Here is a 19816-nt window from a genome sequence, read left to right on the forward strand (position 1 = left end):
AACTGTAATTTGCTCACTACTTCACAAGTAGAACCGAGACTTTGATCAGTAATTCACAAAATAGATGAAAAAAATATTGCTCAATATTTCACAAATGTGTCAAAAAGTCGTCCAATATGAGGCAAGATTGCCAGACTGACCAAATGACACAACCTCTGACTGGTTCATATTAAGTACTTTACAACGATTCATTTCAAAAATAAAGCCTAAAATACCTAAAAAGTCCCGCACTATGTGACGGATTTTTGTCTATTTTGTTGCTTATTTATGTCGGCTGCTAGGATAAATGACCCTTTATTATCGTACATCAACACATCGTTCCTTGCGAACAAAATGCTTGCCCTGCACCAGCACTCGTTTCTCCGCACTCCGTCATAAACAGATTTTAGGCAGGATGCCTCTTTTCATTTGAACCGGCAAGTGGAGAAAAGTTGAATAGTAAATTTTTAATATATTAATAATTTCAATTTTTTAGTATACTTAACATAGTGAACAATTTCACTGCATCAAGAATAGGGGAGGTTTTTCAATGGGAGAGCTTCAAACACACATGCAATTGCAAACGGATACAATTCACGAAGGGGTTCGAAAAGAGAATTGGTTTGCGAAAGCCATGAATATAAAAGTAGGCATCATACCGCTTCCTGTGTATGCCTTGCTGTTTATATTAATCACTGTTTTTGTTATGCATCACGATGTAAAAAGTGACATTTTGACATCCATCGCCGTCATGGCGTTTTTCGGGTTTACCTTTGCCCAAATCGGCAAATCGATACCGATAGTTCGTTCTATCGGCGGCCCGGCCATCCTAGCTACTTTTATTCCGTCCGCTGTCGTGTACTATCACCTGCTGCCTAATGATATCGTCAAATCCACCACAGAATTTACAGAAAACTCAAACTTTCTATATTTGTTTATCGCCGGTATTGTCGTCGGAAGCATTCTCGGCATGAAAAGAGAAACACTCGTAAAAGCATTCATGAAAATCTTTATTCCGCTTATTGTCGGTTCTGTCACAGCCGCTATTGTCGGACTGGCTGTCGGGACATTGCTCGGACTCGGATTTCAGCATACCCTGCTGTACATTGTCATTCCGATTATGGCTGGAGGAGTCGGAGAAGGCGCTATCCCGCTGTCCATCGGATATTCTGACATCATGCCCATTTCTCAAGGGGAAGCGTTTGCACTTGTTCTGCCATCGATTATGCTGGGCAGCTTGTGCGCGATTATTCTAGCGGGATTGCTGAACCGAATCGGAAAGAAAAAACCGGAATGGACAGGCAACGGCAAAGTGGACCGCTCCGAAGAAGAGTCCCCTGCGCTGGAGGAATCACAAAGCGGACAACAAATGTTCAACCTTTCTTTATTTGCGTCAGGCGGTATCCTTGCTGTTTCTTTATACTTAGTCGGCATGCTCGCTCACGATTTTTTCGGTTTTCCGGCACCCGTTGCCATGCTGTTACTGGCTGTTCTAATCAAGCTGTTCAGATTGGTGCCTGCCTCAATTGAAAATGGCGCGTTTGGAGTGTCCCGCTTTTTTTCAACAGCTGTGACCTACCCGCTTCTCTTTGCGATTGGGGTATCCATGACGCCGTGGGACAAGCTTGTCGCCGCTTTTAACCTCAGTAATATTATTACGATTCTGTCTGTCGTTGTGACCATGATGGCCGTTGGCTTCTTCACTGGAAAATGGCTGAACATGTATCCGATTGAAACCGCCATTATCAATGCGTGCCATTCTGGACAAGGCGGTACGGGTGACGTTGCCATTTTAAGCGCCGCTGAAAGGCTTGAGTTGATGCCGTTCGCCCAGGTATCTACCCGCATCGGGGGAGCGATCACAGTGTCCTTAACCTTATTGCTGCTTCACCAGTTTTATTGATCCCCGCAAGCAAGTTCTTCGTCAAACGAAAGAGCTTGCTTTTTTGCATGTCCATGTTTTTGCAAGTTCCCGCCTCATGCTATAGTAATAGTTGGAAATACTAGATAGAAAGGAATATGGCATGCCTATGGGAACTCATCTATTTCTCTTTATGCTTCTCGGGCTGGGATTTTATTTGATATCAGCCCTGGCAGCAAAACTCATTCCGGCCGTAGACTTCTGGATTGATATTGTTCTTTGGGTCGGCGCTGCAGTTTATATCTTCTCTCATCTCTCATTCATGGACGGCATTGTCTCACTCGCGACAATGTTCTACTGCTATTGGACCGCAATGGATCTCATTGTTTCAGAGCGTGTGGAAAAACCTTCGGGAGACTGGCAGGAAATCGAGCTGGCCAGAAACAAAACACGTCTCCTGTCAGACATTACGCTGACCGCCATTGTGTTTGCAGGGGCTGTTATTTTTTTCATCTATGGACCTGACCCAAGCCCTCTCAAATATGTGATCCTTCTCGGCATGATCTCCGGCGGAGGGGCACTGGTGAAGCGTATACTGAATGTTTTCAGCGTAAAGGTTTTTTATTCAGCAGCCTTAGAAAAATTGCATATCAGCTCACACTATGAAACCCGTACATACCCGCTTTCCGATTTGAAGGACATTCAGCTTGAATCAACGGCTGATCTCTTAAAGCTCCATCCGCTTCTGACGATGTATTCATCACGTCTAGATTTAACAACAAGCTTTCAGCAAGTCATTAAACTGTCTCTCCCCGGCGAAACACTGTTTCTGACGGTGAAGGAACCGCAAAAATGGAAAACAATTCTTCAGGAATACACAGATGCAAAAAACAATATGGACAATGTGATTTCTGTTTTGCCGTTTTATCATCGAAAAAATGTGAAGCGGCTGCTCGGGAAGCTTTATTTTGCCGCCAGCGTAAAAGGGGTATCCGCTTACGCCTTATTGGTGCTCGCGTTATACGCATTACACGCCTCTCCATGGGTCATGGCTGTTGCCGTGATCCTGTATTGGGGATTCAACATGTATATGTCAGACCGTGTGTTGCGGGCGGCGATGGACGCCAAGCCTTGTCATCATCCGCATGTACAGGCCGCGGCCGATAAGATTTTTCGATCGGCCGGCATTTCCCATGTCCGCATATACGAAACGGAGAGTGATGATTACAACGGAATGGCAGTAGGCATGAATGTCGGGAGGTCAATGGTCATCCTAACAAGCGCCACACTAACACTTCCACAGCGTGTCATCGAAGGCATTCTGGCCCATGAGGCAATTCATATCAAAAAACGTGACGTTCTGTCATCACAGCTTTTGCGTTTTCTATTTCTTGGAGCTGTCGTTGGGATTTTCCTCTTGTTTGAGCAGCATATCACCCATCCCGAGGCCCACAAAATTGTGCTTTGGGCTTTCATTATGGCAATCATTATCCTATTCCAGCTCTATCAATCCTTTTGTTCACAATGGATGGAGGTGCGTGCTGACAATCTTGGCGCATCATTGCTGGAGGGCGGTTACAAACAAATGGCTGAAGCCTTGAAAATCTTGGCGGTTCGGCAGGATGAGGACATACAGAAACAAAGTGCCTACAGCTCTGAAGCAGGTGAAGACGAGCTTCAAATTGATTCTCTCACCCGTGATAAAAGCTGGCTTTTCAGACTGATTGATTTTCAGTTCGCTCCTCATCCCCCTATGTATTGGCGTGTCGGCACTTTATTGTCAAACAAAGGACATGGGGTGCTAAAGCGCTGGCTCAGAGACCGCCTGAAAGAATCAATCACTTTGAAATGAAACCGGTCAGCGTTTCATCCGTATAACAGATATGGTGAAAAAAGGGAGTGACCAGAAGTGATAGTGATCTTATTGATAATAGCTATTATTGTTTTTCTTTCAGTCATTCAGCCGCAGTCATCGGATAATAAAAGCCGCCAGCAGGCGGACAGCGGGTATTTCGGTTATTCAGACAACGGCTCATACCATGATGGATGCAGCAGTGACGGAGGTTTCAGCGATTCCGGCTGTGGCGGCGGAGGGGGCGGCGATTAAACGCCGCCTTTTTTATTTCATTGATTCGATGTACGCACCAAAAGCCGAGCCCGACATGCCTGGGGACACGCGCACACGATGGAGGGCATACATTCCCTGGTCTCTCGAAGCCGCGCCCGGTTCTGTCGTCACGCCCATTTGATAGCCTGTTTTTTCAGCGGCCTTCAGCGTCTCCTCATTGTAGCGCCCTACCGGATAGCTGATGATGGTGGTTTGCTGATGAAACATGTTGTCAAACAGCTTTTTCGAATCAGCCATCTCACTTTGCTGCTGTTGAGGCGTTAATCCGTTCAGTTCAAGGTGGTCAATCGTATGGCTTTCAATCGATATGCCGTGCTGTGCCATTTCCTTCATTTGTTCCTCTGTCAGATGGTTCTTATGTCCGATCGATTTGCCGATCATAAAAATCGTTGCCTTCATCCCGTACTTTTTCAGCACCGGATACGCATCTTGATAATTGTCGGTGTACCCGTCATCAAATGTGATCAGCACGCACTTCTCACTCGGTTTTTTATCCTGCGTCAGCATGAGATACGCCTCTTTCGGCGTTAATGTCTGATAGCCGTTATCATGAAGCCACTTCATATGCGCCTCGAATTCTTTTTTTGGCACACGGAGGCTGTTTCCTGAAGAAATGCTGTGGTACATCAAAATCGGCAGCTTTGCCGGTTTCTCTGTTTTGATCCATGCGGATGTATCGTCTTCTTTTTTCTGAACTTGTACTGCCTTTTTTTCCGGTTTCTTTTGTTCCGCTTTTGGCATCGGCTGCTCTGCATTCGCCTCTTGATCAGCGCAAGCCGCAAGAGCCAAACAGCTGCCCAAAAGAAAGATGCTTAAAAACAATCGTTTCATCGTTCTCCTGCTTTCTGTCTATTTCTTCCTCCTTTTTCATCGGTTTTTTGTTGGAATTTTCAAGTTAAAAAAGGTGATTTCGAAATGTTCACAAATATTTTACAAATATTTACAAGGTTAATCAATTATGTAAATCGAATAGTTTACTTGCAATAAAAAATATTATTAGGAGGAATTGAAATGAAAATGAAGAAAACGATTGTTTCCTTACTCTCCGTTTCAGCTGTCGCTTTATCAATCGGAGGTCAAGCTTCTGCTAAAGAAGTAACTCAGAATTCTGCAATGGTTCCAGAAAGTCAAAGTGTTCCTGTATCACTCTCTCCTATTGAAGCAAAATTAGCTGACTTTAACATACAGGTGGGTCATGCAAAACCACTACCAAGCCATTTATTGGGATCAGGATTTTCATATCATAGTGACAACAAAGCTGTTTTTACTGTAGATGCTTATGGGATCGTAACAGGCCAAAGTGTAGGTCAGGGAAAACTTACTGTTTTTAAAAATGGTTCACTTTATGGACAATTAAGTGTTTCAGTTTATCGATAATGCGAACAAAAAGAGAGTGGATAAGCCACTCTCTTTTAATACATTTAATAAAAACAACTTAAGAAAACTGATTTCAAACCAGCGAGGTTAACCTGGCCGAGTGCGGCGATTAAACCCGTGATCGGACTGCTGTCTTTGTACGCCTCAGGCATCATCGTTGTAGCAATCATCGCAATGATGCCCCGCCCGCAAATGCTGCAATCGCTGGTATCACTTCTTCAGAAGCGCCGTTGAGAAAGAAAAATTCTGACCATGAGGCAAGAATTGAAATCACGAGCACCGCAGCCCAAAGCAGCATTTTCATTCTTAAGTACCCGCCATTTTTAACCTTAAAGAGAACAAAAAAACCGGACATGTCCCCATGTCCGGTTTTTTGTTCTTATCGAATTCTCACTTCTGTCTCACTGTCAAAGAAATGGCCTTTATTCATATCAAATGCAACCGTCAGTTCATCGCCCGATTGAATATCGAGGCGGGCGTCGATCCGCGCAATAAAGTCTTGGTTGTCGATCTGCGAATAAATCATGATTTCAGAACCGAGCAGCTCTGCAACATTGATTTTCGCCTTAATCGAAGAGTTCTTATATGATTCGACGACAATCAATTCATCATGGATATCCTCAGGACGGATGCCAAAGATGACCTCTTTGCCGATGTAGCCTTTTTCACGCAGCACTTTCATTTTTCCTTCCGGGACGGTTAATGCCGCAGAACCGATTTTGATTAAGCCATCCGTGAGCTTCCCTTTGAAAAAGTTCATCGCTGGTGATCCGATAAACCCGCCGACAAAGACGTTTTCAGGGAACTCGTATACATCCTTCGGCGTCCCGATCTGCTGAATTTTCCCATCTTTCATGACTACGATCCGTGTCGCCATCGTCAGCGCTTCTGTCTGGTCATGTGTCACATAAATCGTTGTAGTCTGCAGTCTCTGGTGGAGCTTAATGATTTCCGCCCGCATTTGCACCCTCAGCTTCGCGTCCAGGTTTGACAAAGGCTCATCCATCAGGAACACCTTTGCATCCCGCACGATTGCCCGGCCCAGCGCAACCCGCTGTCTCTGTCCGCCTGACAGCGCTTTCGGTTTACGGTGCAAATATTCCTCCAGCCCGAGAATTTTAGCGGCTTCTTCTACTCTTTTTTTGATTTCAGGCTTCGGCATTTTCCGAAGCTTGAGCCCGAACGCGATATTATCGTAGACCGTCATATGCGGATAGAGCGCGTAGTTCTGAAATACCATCGCGATATCCCTGTCCTTTGGCGCTACATCATTGACCCGTTTTCCTTCAATATAAAAATCGCCTTTCGAAATTTCTTCAAGTCCTGCGACCATTCGCAGCGTCGTTGATTTCCCGCAGCCGGACGGGCCGACGAATACGATAAATTCCTTATCGGCAATATGAAGGTTAAAGTTATCAACCGCCGGTTCCTTTTGATCATAAAATTTATAAATGTGCTCCATCCGCAATTCAGCCATCTAACATCCCCCTTTATTATTGTAAACGCTTTCTTATATTGAGTGTAACAGCAATTCCCTCTCGCTAAAATGGGCAGCGTTCATAAAATCACCCAGCCATTTTTCGTGCATATTTCCAATTTATTCTGAACTTTCATTTTGCAGGCAGATAAAATAGGCAAGAAGCGCGCCTTTGTACGATTTGATATCTATCCCTGACCGCTCAATAAATTTATCAATCCGATATTGCAGGCTGTTGCGATGCAGATGCAGCTTTTTCGCTGTTAATGTGACGTTTGAGTTGTTTTCAATAAACAGCTTAATGGTCTTCCTTAGCTCAGCTTCACTTCCAAATAAAAGCTCAGCTTCTTCAGAGAGCAGCGTTTCCAGTTTTTCTTTTTCTGTTTCTAATAATAGAAAAGGAAAGATCATCTCAAAGGTCACACTCTGCACCTGAGGCAGCCGTTTTTCAGCAAACAGGAAATATGCCTGTTCACGGGCGTAATGTTTTCGCAGACACTCATCCGGCTCGTAAAATCTTCCCGCGTAAAAACGGACACTGAAATAGAAATCACTTTCAAGAACCTTTGCGAGCGATTCCAGTTCGCTCTTCTCCGCCGCCGCTTCACTTTCCTGCTCGACAATCACGCCTCTGTCCTCATGAATCCACACAATCACAAAAGACACCGGCCAAAAATGGCGAACCGCTTCCGTAAAGGACGTCCTTTCTATTTTGCCGAATAAATGAAAGTGAACAAATCTCGTCCGTTTCTTTATGTACGCCGGCAATTCCCCTCTGGAAAAAAGGAACGAAAACCACTTGTTTTCCTCAGGTGATTTCATAGACAGTTGATTGCCCTCATCCGCAGGCGTCAGAAATGCCTGCAGCACCAATACTTCTTTTTCACTGATCTCTGTTTTCGGAATGGAGATATATCTCTGATTGCTCTCATCAAAAAAACATAGACAGCCTTCCCTTATGCAAAGCTCCTCAGACACAATCGAACCGGGATAAATAGCCAGCAGCGATTTCATAGAGTCTCCTCTCTTATGTAAGGATCTGTATATTCAGTATAAGGCGAAACACACTTGTTCTCCACTAAAAAAGAGTATATCCGGTATAGATAGACGAGAAACTGAAAGGGAAACCTCATTCGTTTACATATTGGCTTCAGCGGAAATAGAAGAAGACATGCAGGACCAAAGGAGGGTCATCTTATGAGTTTCGAAACGTTAAACAAAAGTTTTATCAACGGAAAATGGACTGGGGGAGAAAGCGGACGTACGGAGGACATTTTGAATCCGTATGACCAGTCTGTGATCACAGCAGCATCTTTGGCAACGGGCAAACAGCTGGAGGATGCGTTTGGCATTGCACAGAAAGCCCAAAAAGAGTGGGCCAAGAGCACAACGGAAGACCGAAAAGCCGTCCTGCAAAAAGCGCGCGGCTATTTACAGGAAAACCGTGAAGACATCATTATGATGATCGCCCGCGAAACTGGCGGAACGATCATTAAATCAACAATCGAGCTGGAACAAACGATTGCGATTTTAGATGAAGCCATGACGTATACTGGTGAGTTAGGCGGCGTCAAAGAGGTGCCATCCGACATTGAAGGGAAAACCAATAAGATTTACCGCCTTCCGCTAGGTGTCATTTCATCGATTTCTCCATTTAATTTTCCGATGAATTTATCTATGAGATCCATTGCGCCCGCAATTGCGCTGGGTAACAGTGTTGTTCACAAGCCTGATATCCAAACCGCTCTTTCCGGCGGGACCATCATTGCGAAAGCGTTTGAACACGCCGGTCTTCCTGCCGGTGTCCTTAACGTCATGCTGACGGATGTAAGGGAAATCGGGGACGGCATGCTCACCAATCCAATCCCGAGATTAATCAGCTTTACAGGATCAACAGCAGTCGGGCGCCACATCGGTGGAATCGCCGGGCGTGCCTTCAAACGAATGGCACTTGAGCTCGGCGGCAACAATCCATTTGCCGTTCTTTCAGATGCGGATGTCGATCGTGCTGTGGATGCCGCGATTTTCGGAAAATTTATTCACCAGGGACAAATCTGTATGATTATCAACAGGATCATCGTTCATCAAGATGTGTACGATGAGTTTGTAGAAAAGTTCACCGCCCGTGTCAAACAGCTTCCGTACGGCGATCAAACCGATCCAAAAACCGTTGTCGGCCCGCTGATCAACGAGCGCCAAATCGAGAAAGCACTGGAGATCATTGAGCAGGCAAAGGCAGACGGCATAGAGCTTGCGGTTGAAGGAAAACGCGTCGGAAACGTGCTGACGCCGTACGTCTTTGTCGGTGCGGACAACAACAGCAAAATTGCCCAAACGGAGCTGTTTGCCCCAATCGCAACCATTATTAAAGCTGGCAGCGACCAGGAAGCGATTGACATGGCAAATGATACCGAATACGGCCTCAGCTCTGCGGTTTTCACTTCTGATTTAGAAAAAGGCGAAAAGTTCGCCCTGCGAATTGACAGCGGCATGACCCATGTCAACGACCAGTCCGTCAATGATTCGCCGAATATTGCCTTTGGCGGAAACAAAGCAAGCGGTGTCGGCCGCTTCGGCAATCCGTGGGTCGTCGAGGAATTTACCGTGACCAAATGGATTTCGATACAGAAGCAATACCGCAAATATCCGTTTTAATTGAAAAAATCCCTCTGCTTCAAGTACAGAGGGATTTTTCTTTATTTAGATATATCCACAAACCCTTCGCCAAACACATCGCGTACGTCATGAACGATCACAAACGCTTTTTTGTCGCAGCTTCTAATGATTTTTTTCAGCATAGACAGCTCCTGTTTGTTAATGACGATATACAAAATCTCTTTTGATTGGCCCGTATAATTTCCCTTCCCTGATAAAATCGTCACGCCCCGATCCATCAAGGTATTTACCTGCTCTGCAATCTCACTCTTATTTTCTGAAATGACCGTAATGGCTTTTTTCGTATTCAAACCTTCAATAATGAAATCCATCACTTTGGTACCTATATACAGCATCACGATCGTAAACATCATTTTTTCTGCACCAATAATAAAATAAGAGCTAAATACTACGATTAAATCAAAAAACAAGAGTGCATAGCTGATATTCCAGTCTAAATATTTATTAGCAATTCTGGCCAGAATCGCGGAACCAGCCGTCGTCCCGCCGACCCGGATAATCATGCCGATCCCGACTCCGGCAAATACACCTGCGAAAATCGTATTAATGATCAATTCATCAGACGGAATGCTCCACCCATGTGTCAGATGAAGAAAAAGCGAATTTGCCGCAACCGCAATGATTGTATAAACCGTTGTTTTTCCATCAAGAAACTTGTAGCCGATTAAAAGCAAAAACGCATTTAAGATAAAGTTCGTGACACCAGGAGACCATTGAAACAGATAATACAAAATCAGCGTAATCCCAGTGACTCCGCCTTCCCCAAGATCATTGGGAATCGCAAATAAATTAACCGCAAGCGCGAAGAAAAAAGCGCCAATCACAAGCATAAGTACATCCAGCATTCTCTTTTTCATCACGAAAACACTCCTTCTCATTGTTCTGTTCTAGCAAATAAAAAACCCAGGAGAACGCTCTCGAATAAGAGCAGAAACTCCTGGGCTTTTATCCCACCGTGTCATAACAGCCAAGCTGCTATGTGTTTTCTCTCGGTCACAGTCCAATTTGCATTGCGGAACCCTAGAAAACCACTGTTTTTATCATATCCTTTTCACTTTCCAATATTAGCATTATAAGGGACGGTTCGAATTGGTTCAAGGGGTATTTGCGGAACTGAAAAAACTTACAAGGGTACCTTAAGAGGCGTTCTTGTTCTTTAAAAAGGCCTTCTCTATTGAGAAGGCCTCCATTCTTATTCCGCACTCTTATACCCATTCACATTAGAAGACTGCCATCTCCAGGAATCAGCGCACATTTCCTCAAGGCCGCGTTTCGCTTCCCAGCCCAGATCCCGCTTGGCTTTCGCAGGATCTGCAAAGCATGTGGCGATGTCTCCCGGGCGGCGGTCCGCAAAACGGTACGGAACCTCTTTCCCTGACACTTTTTCAAAGGCTTTGACCATTTCAAGCACGCTGTAACCTGTGCCTGTTCCAAGGTTGTATGCATCGGCTCCTGTAGAGTTCAATACTTTTTCCAGCGCCTTGACGTGGCCTTCTGCGAGATCAACGACGTGAATATAATCGCGTACGCCTGTCCCGTCTTTTGTCGGATAGTCATTTCCGAATACGCTTAATTGCTCGAGCTTCCCGACTGCTACCTGTGCCACATACGGCATAAGGTTATTTGGGATTCCGTTCGGGTCTTCACCGATCCGTCCGCTTGGATGCGCGCCGAACGGGTTAAAGTAACGAAGCAGCGCAACGCTCCACTCATTGTCGGCTGTATGCAAATCACGCAATATTTGTTCAAGCATGAGCTTCGTCTGCCCATAAGGATTTGTCGCGCCTAATGGAAAGTCTTCCGTAATCGGCGATGTTTCCGGAACGCCGTATACTGTCGCGGATGAACTGAACACGATTTTCTTGACGCCGTATTTCTCCATGGCCTCGCATAAAATAAACGTTCCTGTCAGATTGTTATGATAATATTTGAGCGGAATCGCAACAGATTCACCGACTGCTTTTAACCCAGCAAAATGAATCACAGCTTCGATTTCATTTTCAGCAAAAACCGCATCTACTGCTTCCCGGTCCAATAAATCCGCTTCGTAGAACGTTAAATCTTTTCCCGTAATCTCCTTTACACGGTTCAGCGCCTCAGCCGAACTGTTGGACAGATTATCAAGAACAACAATCTCGTAGCCGCTGTTCAATAATTCAACACATGTGTGGCTGCCAATGTACCCGGCACCACCAGTAACAAGTATTGCCATGATGTAAACCCTCCTAAAAAATGACCTGCTATTATTATATAGTGTTTAGGACGGCTCCACATCCATTTTTAAGAAGTTTAATCGTTTATTAATAGTTTTTTCATATGTTATCAGCATTTTTACGCCATGTTACATAACTTTATGCAGCGCGAACAAGTATAGCAGCTGAAAAATCAATCTGCCGGTTGACGTTTTCCTTTCCCTTTTTCGCTATGCTTAATGCAGAAAGGATTTGATGACATGGCGATGAGCCCTTATATTTTTATTGTATTGATTCTTATTATTTTATCGATGTATCGAGAAAGAACGGTGAAGCCCGGGAAGTTGCTGATCATTCCGCTGCTGCTCTTATGGGGCGTATCAGCATCGTTTCAGCCGGCGTATTTTCATTCCGTATTACATGTGGCGATCAGCGGCATTTTATTACTGATCGGGCTGGCCTGCGGGTTTGGCATTGGGAAGATGGTAAATGTACGGATTCACCCGGAAACCGGAAAGGTCACTTCACGCGGCTCCCTTGGAAGTGTTATTCTCATTCTAGTGATACTTTCTTTGCGTATGGCCGCGAGAACATGGCTGCCTGAGAGCAACGAGATGTTTATTGCCATTATTCATTCTATGTTCTTCATTCCCCTCGGCACCATCACAGCCCGTAACATCATGCTTTATAAAGCTTACAGACGGCTGACCGCTGGCAAAGTATCCATTCAATAACTGAAAGAAGGACCAGCATGAACGGACAATCTCCGGCTCGGCACTACAAGAAGCTTGTGCCGAGCCTTATTCTCATTTTGAATTGCATACAATTTTTATCTCACCCAGCCAAAGCTGATCCCATTTTGTTAGCATTTGTATTTGCGGTATACTTAGCATTCATTTGGATCATTCCCTATGTGGCATCCACTGCTGTTAGTTTGAGCATATTCATCGGACTCTGGCTCCTGACCGATTTCTTTTGGGCTGTTTCCGGCCAAGAGCAGGGTGCCGCCTTTTTTTTACTCGTATTTTTAATGGTTTATGCAGCCATAAAGCTTCCTGCACGGCTGTCTTTGATCCTTACAGTGTGCCTAATTGGGGGCAATGCTTTCTTTTTGTATTCTGTTTTTGACAGCAGCTGGGACGATATCATCAGCAACATCTCGATCATGATCGGGCTCTACGTCTTCTTCTCCTCCATGCGTTTCAGACGAGAAGCGAGAAGGGAGGCTGAACGGAATCATGCTGAATTGGCAAAAATGCATGTGCAGCTGGAACATGCTCATAAAGAACTCCAGAAAGCGCATGCAGAGCTGCAGGAGGCTTCTGTTCTTTCATTAAGGTACGCGGTCCTTGAGGAACGTACAAGAATTGCCCGCGACATTCATGACAGTATCGGTCACGAGCTGACTTCTGTGATTGTTCAGCTTCAATCTCTTCCCTATATCCTCAAAAGCAGCAAGGAGGATTCAGAAAAAGTCATTCAAAATGTACTGAGTGTCGCCAGGGAATGTCTTCAAGAAGTACGGTCTGTCGTTCACCAAATGGGCCGTAGTGAATCGATGGTGGGGCTTACCGCTTTGCGGGGGCTCATTCATCAAGTGGAGGAACGGAGCGGCTTGCACGTTTCTTTAGATACTGCCGGACTGTCAAAAGAGTCTTGGCCTCCAAACGTGAGCGAAACGATCTACCGCATCTTGCAGGAAGCGCTGACCAATATCATTCGTCACGCTGACGCTTCTCATGCGGCGGCCGTCATTTCTAACGACAAGTCCCATCTCTATGTCACAATCACCGACGACGGACAATTCACCGGCAGCCTTACTTATGGATTTGGCCTGACAGGAATGAAAGAGCGCGCAGAAAAAGCAGGCGGTTCCCTTACTTTCAGTGCCGTACAGCCGAGCGGCCTGAAAATTGAGCTGTCATTGCCGCTCATGACAACGAATAAGGAGCAAAAAGATGAACAAAGATAACATACGCGTCGCGCTTGCCGATGATCAGCCGCTTGTGCGTGAAGGCTTCCGCTACGTCATCAACGCACAGACGGATATGACGGTTTCTGGTGAGGCCGGCGACGGTCACGATATTATAGCACTCGCAAAACAAACAAAACCCGATGTTATCCTCATGGATGTCCAGATGCCGCATTGCTCAGGCATCGAAGCGGCGAAAGACATTATGACCGCACTTCCAAATACAAAGATAGTCATTTTAACTACCTTTGACACGGAAGAATACGTATTTGAAGGCATCCGTGCGGGAGCAGTAGGCTATCTGCTGAAGGATACACTTCCTGAAGAGTTGATAGATGCGATTCGCGCTGCGGCCAGAGGCGAGGCGATTTTCCGTACAGTCACAGCTGCTAAAATTATCAGTGAGACATTTCGGGCGAAGCAACAGCCCCATCCAGAAGAACTGGCAGAGCCGTTCACCAAAAGAGAGCTTGAGGTTCTTCAGCAAATGGCCTACGGGCTGAGAAATGAGGATATTGCTGAAAAGCTTTTCGTCAGTGAAAGCACTGTGAAAACCCACGTGCACCGCATCCTGCAAAAATGCAATGCCCAAGACCGGACACAGGCAGTCGTTTTTGCCATTCGAAACGGTATTGTGCAATAGAAATCTCTCATCCCACCATGCTAAAATAAGACAAAGGAGATGATTGGAAATGAAAGAAGAAATCATTGAACGGTTTACTACATATGTAAAAGTCGACACACAGTCCGATGAATCCGTTGACACTTGTCCTTCCACACCCGGCCAATTGACATTAGGAAACATGCTCGTTGATGAATTGAAGTCCATCGGCATGCAGGATGCAGCCATTGATGAAAACGGCTATGTCATGGCAACTCTTCCCTCCAATACTGAAAAAGACGTGCCGACAATCGGCTTTCTCGCTCACGTCGACACCGCTACAGACTTTACCGGCAAAAACGTGAATCCGCAAATCATCGAAAGCTATGATGGAAAAGACATCGTTCTTAACGAACAGCTGCAGGTCACCCTGTCACCTGATCAATTTCCTGAGCTGTCCGGCTATAAGGGCCATACACTCATCACCACAGACGGCACCACCCTTCTCGGCGCAGACAATAAGGCCGGTATCGCTGAAATCATGACAGCCATGGATTACCTCATCAAACACCCTGAAATCAAGCACGGCACAATCAGAGTCGCCTTTACGCCTGATGAAGAAATCGGAAGAGGGCCGCACAAATTTGATGTGAAACGGTTCAATGCTTCCTTTGCCTACACGGTTGACGGCGGGCCGCTCGGTGAGCTTGAATATGAAAGCTTCAATGCCGCTGCCGCAAAAATTACGATTAAAGGCAACAACGTACATCCCGGAACAGCTAAAGGAAAAATGATCAACTCTGCGAAAATCGCGATGAAGCTGAACAGCCTGCTGCCGGCAGACGAAGCGCCTGAATATACGGAAGGCTATGAAGGCTTCTACCACCTGCTGTCGATTCAAGGAGACGTAGAGGAAACAAAGCTCCACTACATTATCAGAGACTTTGACAAAGAGAATTTCCAAAACAGAAAAGAAACAATGAAGCGTGCCGTTGAAGAACTTCAAAACGAATACGGGCAAGACCGGATTCTGCTGGATATGAACGACCAATACTACAACATGAGAGAGAAAATTGAACCTGTCATCGAAATCGTCAACATTGCCAAGCAAGCGATGGAAAACCTCGGCATCGAACCGAAGATTTCCCCCATCCGCGGCGGCACCGATGGATCACAGCTGTCCTACATGGGGCTTCCGACGCCAAACATCTTTACAGGCGGGGAAAACTTCCACGGCAAATTTGAATACATCTCAGTTGACAACATGGTCAAAGCCGTAAATGTCATCGTTGAGATTGCAAAGCAGTTTGAAGCGCAAGCATAGTGCCAAAAAACCAGTCCAAAAAAGGACTGGTTTTTTTGTGTGAAAATGAAACATTTTAAACGCGTCCTCCGTAAAACAAGTATCAACAAATGAGGAGGAAAAACAATGACAAAACATGCAATCGCTGCAAAGAGTCTCTTGAAAAAATGGATCATTTCCAGGCCGCTTAACATGCAAAAGAAATCCAGCCCATTTCAAAAAATCAGAAAAATGTTCAAACGCTTCTTCAAATAAAACATTCAAATCCCCTAAATACAATCCGTATTCACCCGTACCGCCCAAATGCTCCGTAATTTGGGTTTTTTGTGTTCAATTCCGCAAAATAGGGTATAAACCAAACAAGCAAGAAAACAGCACCCAAAAACAGGTAATTCGAATTACGGAAACTTAGGTTAAAAGTTGTGTAAAGGAATTTATTTTATCGTCGATAGTAACTATAGAACCAATCATCAACAAGAGCAAACAGCGTAATTCAAGACTATTTTCAGGTAATCAGGTAATACTGTTTTAGAGGGACAGTTTCTTGTTATTTATTGATTTAGAATTTTTTGAATACTTTTTGGCATTTTATCCGTACAATAGAGAGTACCAAAACTTTTTTTGGGAGGTATGTAATATGATCCTATTTATTATCATCGCATTATGCGGCTATCTTCTTTTTTCTTTCAGCAAGGACAATCGCCGCAAACCGCAAAAGACAAGCCCTCTGCCAGCAGCCGCACCTCATCACAACAACCTAATCGACCTTGACGCCATCCGCCAAAAACGCCGGATGCATCTTTCCTAATTCTATATTTCAAACGAAAAGGCTGCTGAATCACGCAGCCTTTTAAAATTGTTTTGATTTAGAGCCTGAAACCTTTTCGCCACCTATCCGTAATTTCATACAAGGCAAATCCAAAGGAGACTTCAGCAATGATCGAGTTATTTATGAAACAAAAAATGTTCTCATTTAAAGATGCATTTCACATTTATGACCGGGATGAACAAGAAACATTCAAGGTGGAGGGGCGTTTTTTCTCGTTAGGAGACTCATTACAAATGACAGACTCATCTGGGAAAACGCTCGTTTCCATAGAACAAAAACTAATGTCTTTATTGCCGCGCTATGAGATTTCAATTGGCGGGAAAACAGTTTGTGAGGTAACGAAGAAAGTAACGTTTTTCAAACCGAAATTTGTGATTTCCGGGCTTAACTGGGAAATCGATGGTGATTTATGGAGGGATGAATTCCAGCTGACGGACGGGGAAAATGTCCGGATGTCAGTGAGCAAAAAGTGGCTCAGCTGGGGTGATTCCTATCACTTGCAGATTGCAAACGAGGAAGATGTTCTGATTTGCACTGCTATCGCTATCGTGCTTGATATGGTTTTATATAACGATGAAGATGAAGGTATTTTCTAAAAAGCATTGACAATTGATCCAAAAGTAATAATATTAAGATAATTGAAATCTGAATATGAAGTTGTACCTTATCAAGAGAGGTGGAGGGACTGGCCCTATGATACCCGGCAACCGCTGTTTCAAACAGAATGGTGCTAAATCCTTAAGAACATTGCGTTCTTGCAGATGAGGCGGAGATTTGATCATTCAAGCTCTTCCTTACACAAAGGAAGAGCTTTTTACATGCTCAATATTTCAGAAAAGAGGCGAATAACATGGCTCAACAAACGAATGTTGCAGGACAAAAAACAGAAAAACAACGCAAAGCACCTTTCCGCGCCGATCATGTCGGCAGCTTGCTTCGTTCCGTTCCGGTAAAGGAAGCCCGGCAAAAAAAAGCGGCTGGTGAGATGACAGCGGAACAGCTTCGTGATATCGAAAATCAAGAGATCACCCGCATCGTGGAAAAACAAAAAGAAATCGGTCTCGATGTGGTAACAGACGGGGAATTCCGGCGTTCCTGGTGGCATTATGACTTCCTGGAAGGGCTTGACGGTGTGGAACCGTTCATCCCGGCTGAGGGGATTCAGTTCCATAACACAAAAACGAAAGCGCGCAGCATCAAAGTGACGGGAAAACTCGATTTTACGAGCCACCCAGCGCTCGCTGATTATCAATTTTTACATGAGATTGCCGGTAACGCGACGCCAAAATTGACCATTCCCAGCCCAAATATGCTGTTTTTTGGCGAAAAGGCGGATAAAGGGATTTATGACGATCAAGAGGAATACTTTCATGATCTGGCCCAAGCGTACAAAAAAGCAATCAAAGCCTTCTATGATGCTGGCTGTCGTTATCTCCAGCTCGATGATACGTCATGGTCTCTCTTCTTTGAGGAAAAAGGCAGAGAGGTTGTCCGGGCGCTCGGCGGTGATCCAGAAACATTGCCAGCCATATTTGCCAAAACAATTAACGATGCCGTCGCAGACCGGCCTGACGATTTAACGATCACAATGCACATTTGCCGCGGCAACTTCCGCTCAACCTGGGCGGCATCAGGAGGGTACGACGCTGTAGCGGAAACGATTTTGGACGGCTTAAACCTTGACGGCCTTTTCTTGGAGTACGATGATGACCGCTCCGGAAACTTTGATCCGCTCCGTTTTGTGAAGCGCAAGGATCTGCAAATTGTGCTCGGCTTGATCACATCGAAATACGGCGAGCTTGAAAATCCTGAGGATGTGAAACGCCGTATCAATGAAGCCGCGCGTTTTGTCAGCTTGGACCAGCTATGCCTGAGCCCGCAGTGCGGTTTCGCCTCTACAGAAGAAGGCAACCTTCTGACAGAGGAGCAGCAATGGGCAAAGCTTCGCCATGTTATCGACATTGCCAACGATGTATGGAGATAATCTATCATTGACAGAAATAGAAAATGTGTGAATAATAGATACTATCAGAAAATTTCATAAAAAGGTTTTCCTTATCAAGAGAGGTGGAGGGACTGGCCCTGCGATACCCGGCAACCGCTGTTTAACAGAATGGTGCTAAATCCTTTAGAGCAATGATTGCTCTTGAAGATAAGGTTGAGATTGTCACGCAAGCTCTTCCTTATCCAAAGGAAGAGCTTTTTTATATTTGAATGGAAAGAAGGAATGGACAACATGTCACAACAAACAACACCCGCAGAACAAAAATCACTTCAAAGAAAAAAACCGCCGTTTCGCGCGGATCAAGTCGGAAGCCTGCTAAGATCTGAGCCCGTCAAAAAAGCGCGGCTGCAAAAAGCGGCCGGCGAAATGACCGCTGAGCAGCTTCGCCAAATTGAAAACGACGAAATCATCCGCATTGTGGAAAAACAGAAGGAAACCGGCCTGAACGTCGTGACAGACGGTGAATTCCGCAGAGCATGGTGGCACTTTGATTTCCTGGAAAACTTAGATGGCGTTGAGCCGTTTACTCCTGAGCAAGGCATTCAATTCCATAACGTACAGACAAAAGCACGCGGCATTAAAGTCACAGGCGATATCGACTTTTCAACTCACCCAATGCTTGAAGATTATTCATTTCTCCATAGCATTGCCGGTGACGCGACGCCAAAGATGACGATTCCAAGCCCGAATATGCTGTTTTTCCGCGGAAAACTGGAAAAGGATGCGTATAAAAAAGATTATCACCTTTTCCAGCATGATGTATCCAAAGCATATAAAAAAGCGATTCAAGCGTTTTATGACAGAGGCTGCCGCTACCTCCAGCTTGATGATACAGCGTGGGCCGTTTTCTTATCTGAAAAAGGCTTAAAACAAATCGAAGCGTTCGGAACAACGCCTGACGAGCTTCGCCAGCTGTTTGCGAAATCGATTAACGACGCGATTGCAGACCGCCCGGATGACTTGACGGTAACCATGCATATTTGCCGCGGCAACTTCCAGTCCACTTGGACAGCGGAAGGCGGCTATGACGCCGCAGCCGAAACCATTTTTGATGGCTTGAATCTTGACGGACTTTTCTTAGAGTATGATGATTCACGCTCAGGCGGATTTGAGCCACTCCGTTACGTAAAACGGTCTGATCTTCAGCTTGTTCTTGGCTTAGTGACATCTAAATTCGGCGAGCTTGAAAATCCGGATGACGTGAAACGCCGTATCGAAGAAGCGTCCCGTTATGTAAGCTTAGACCAGCTTTGCCTCAGCCCTCAATGCGGATTCGCTTCAACTGAGGAAGGCAACAAGCTGACTGAAGAACAGCAATGGGCGAAGCTCCGCCATGTTGTTGAGATCGCTAATGAAGTTTGGAAATAAGCAAAGAAAAAACACACTTGATTCCCTAGCGGAGCAAGTGTGTTTTTT

Annotated in this window: 19 protein-coding genes, 1 pseudogene and 3 riboswitches; of the genes and pseudogenes, 14 read left to right on the plus strand and 6 right to left on the minus strand. The window is 45.2% G+C overall.

The window, feature by feature from the left end; translation table 11 throughout:
* Positions 1-529 precede the first annotated feature (529 nt).
* The 3 genes from cimH to ACFVP7_RS21240 all read left to right on the plus strand — a co-directional run bounded on the left by cimH (position 530) and on the right by ACFVP7_RS21240 (position 3947).
* Positions 530-1882 (plus strand): citrate/malate transporter CimH, encoded by a 1353-nt coding sequence (gene cimH, locus ACFVP7_RS21230; RefSeq protein ID WP_003227271.1) that lies wholly within the window; start codon positions 530-532, stop codon positions 1880-1882.
* A gap of 121 nt (positions 1883-2003) precedes the next feature.
* Positions 2004-3692 (plus strand): M56 family metallopeptidase, encoded by a 1689-nt coding sequence (locus ACFVP7_RS21235; RefSeq protein ID WP_396582866.1) that lies wholly within the window; start codon positions 2004-2006, stop codon positions 3690-3692.
* Positions 3693-3749: 57 nt separating this feature from the next.
* Entirely contained in the window at positions 3750-3947 is a 198-nt protein-coding gene (locus ACFVP7_RS21240) for a hypothetical protein (RefSeq protein WP_021480969.1), read from the plus strand.
* A gap of 12 nt (positions 3948-3959) precedes the next feature.
* Here the strand turns inward: ACFVP7_RS21240 and ACFVP7_RS21245 are convergent, their stop codons facing one another.
* On the minus strand, positions 3960-4799 hold the full coding sequence (locus tag ACFVP7_RS21245) for a polysaccharide deacetylase family protein (protein ID WP_072173227.1): 840 nt from the start codon (positions 4797-4799) through the stop codon (positions 3960-3962).
* A gap of 180 nt (positions 4800-4979) precedes the next feature.
* On the opposite strand from ACFVP7_RS21245, the gene ACFVP7_RS21250 reads away from it, so the two are divergent.
* Positions 4980-5345 (plus strand): hypothetical protein, encoded by a 366-nt coding sequence (locus ACFVP7_RS21250; RefSeq protein ID WP_038829091.1) that lies wholly within the window; start codon positions 4980-4982, stop codon positions 5343-5345.
* A 44-nt stretch (positions 5346-5389) separates the two neighbouring features.
* On the opposite strand, the pseudogene ACFVP7_RS21255 reads toward ACFVP7_RS21250, so the two are convergent.
* From ACFVP7_RS21255 to ACFVP7_RS21265, 3 genes and pseudogenes are all read right to left on the minus strand, one after another.
* Positions 5390-5673 (minus strand): annotated as a pseudogene (locus ACFVP7_RS21255) (hypothetical protein); the annotation flags it as partial.
* Between the two features lie 51 nt (positions 5674-5724).
* A complete protein-coding gene (gene msmX / locus ACFVP7_RS21260; RefSeq protein ID WP_338731559.1) occupies positions 5725-6822 on the minus strand; it encodes a maltodextrin ABC transporter ATP-binding protein MsmX in 1098 nt (365 codons plus the stop codon).
* 120 nt (positions 6823-6942) lie between these two features.
* On the minus strand, positions 6943-7836 hold the full coding sequence (locus ACFVP7_RS21265) for a PucR family transcriptional regulator (protein ID WP_338731561.1): 894 nt from the start codon (positions 7834-7836) through the stop codon (positions 6943-6945).
* A gap of 183 nt (positions 7837-8019) precedes the next feature.
* On the opposite strand from ACFVP7_RS21265, the gene ACFVP7_RS21270 reads away from it, so the two are divergent.
* Positions 8020-9477: an aldehyde dehydrogenase family protein gene (locus tag ACFVP7_RS21270; protein WP_338731563.1), complete on the plus strand. Its 1458-nt coding sequence runs from the start codon at positions 8020-8022 to the stop codon at positions 9475-9477.
* A gap of 41 nt (positions 9478-9518) precedes the next feature.
* Here ACFVP7_RS21270 and ACFVP7_RS21275 read toward each other — a convergent pair whose 3' ends face one another.
* Positions 9519-10355, minus strand: a complete 837-nt coding sequence (locus tag ACFVP7_RS21275; RefSeq protein WP_003242615.1) for a YitT family protein — start codon at positions 10353-10355, stop codon at positions 9519-9521.
* Between the two features lie 75 nt (positions 10356-10430).
* Positions 10431-10533: riboswitch (guanidine-I (ykkC/yxkD leader) on the minus strand.
* 157 nt (positions 10534-10690) lie between these two features.
* Positions 10691-11710 (minus strand): UDP-glucose 4-epimerase GalE, encoded by a 1020-nt coding sequence (gene galE, locus ACFVP7_RS21280; protein ID WP_014481325.1) that lies wholly within the window; start codon positions 11708-11710, stop codon positions 10691-10693.
* A gap of 240 nt (positions 11711-11950) precedes the next feature.
* On the opposite strand from galE, the gene ACFVP7_RS21285 reads away from it, so the two are divergent.
* The 9 genes from ACFVP7_RS21285 (at position 11951) to ACFVP7_RS21325 (ending at position 19768) form a co-directional block, all read left to right on the plus strand.
* Positions 11951-12424 (plus strand): DUF1453 domain-containing protein, encoded by a 474-nt coding sequence (locus ACFVP7_RS21285; RefSeq protein WP_229762604.1) that lies wholly within the window; start codon positions 11951-11953, stop codon positions 12422-12424.
* A gap of 17 nt (positions 12425-12441) precedes the next feature.
* On the plus strand, positions 12442-13662 hold the full coding sequence (locus ACFVP7_RS21290; RefSeq protein ID WP_338731568.1) for a sensor histidine kinase: 1221 nt from the start codon (positions 12442-12444) through the stop codon (positions 13660-13662).
* The gene (gene yxjL, locus ACFVP7_RS21295; protein ID WP_338731570.1) at positions 13649-14305 is read left to right on the plus strand and encodes a two-component system response regulator YxJL; all 657 of its coding nucleotides are present in this window, start codon (positions 13649-13651) and stop codon (positions 14303-14305) included. Before ACFVP7_RS21290 ends, yxjL begins: the two co-directional genes overlap by 14 nt.
* A gap of 49 nt (positions 14306-14354) precedes the next feature.
* A complete protein-coding gene (gene pepT / locus ACFVP7_RS21300) occupies positions 14355-15587 on the plus strand; it encodes a peptidase T (protein WP_003244314.1) in 1233 nt (410 codons plus the stop codon).
* A 105-nt stretch (positions 15588-15692) separates the two neighbouring features.
* Entirely contained in the window at positions 15693-15821 is a 129-nt protein-coding gene (locus ACFVP7_RS21305; RefSeq protein ID WP_003227241.1) for a hypothetical protein, read from the plus strand.
* A gap of 289 nt (positions 15822-16110) precedes the next feature.
* Complete coding sequence (locus ACFVP7_RS21310) at positions 16111-16374, plus strand: hypothetical protein (RefSeq protein ID WP_010886640.1); 264 nt, start codon at positions 16111-16113, stop codon at positions 16372-16374.
* A 128-nt stretch (positions 16375-16502) separates the two neighbouring features.
* Entirely contained in the window at positions 16503-16991 is a 489-nt protein-coding gene (locus ACFVP7_RS21315) for an LURP-one-related/scramblase family protein (RefSeq protein WP_003227238.1), read from the plus strand.
* 65 nt (positions 16992-17056) lie between these two features.
* Positions 17057-17163, plus strand: a riboswitch (SAM riboswitch).
* 82 nt (positions 17164-17245) lie between these two features.
* Entirely contained in the window at positions 17246-18379 is a 1134-nt protein-coding gene (locus ACFVP7_RS21320) for a 5-methyltetrahydropteroyltriglutamate--homocysteine S-methyltransferase (protein WP_015714961.1), read from the plus strand.
* Between the two features lie 68 nt (positions 18380-18447).
* Positions 18448-18554, plus strand: a riboswitch (SAM riboswitch).
* Positions 18555-18631: 77 nt separating this feature from the next.
* A complete protein-coding gene (locus tag ACFVP7_RS21325) occupies positions 18632-19768 on the plus strand; it encodes a 5-methyltetrahydropteroyltriglutamate--homocysteine S-methyltransferase (RefSeq protein ID WP_338731574.1) in 1137 nt (378 codons plus the stop codon).
* The last annotated feature ends 48 nt before the right edge of the window (positions 19769-19816 follow it).

It is taken from the genome of Bacillus sp. SG20033 (genome assembly GCF_044570195.1).
GTDB classification, from domain to species: Bacteria; Bacillota; Bacilli; order Bacillales; family Bacillaceae; genus Bacillus; species Bacillus subtilis.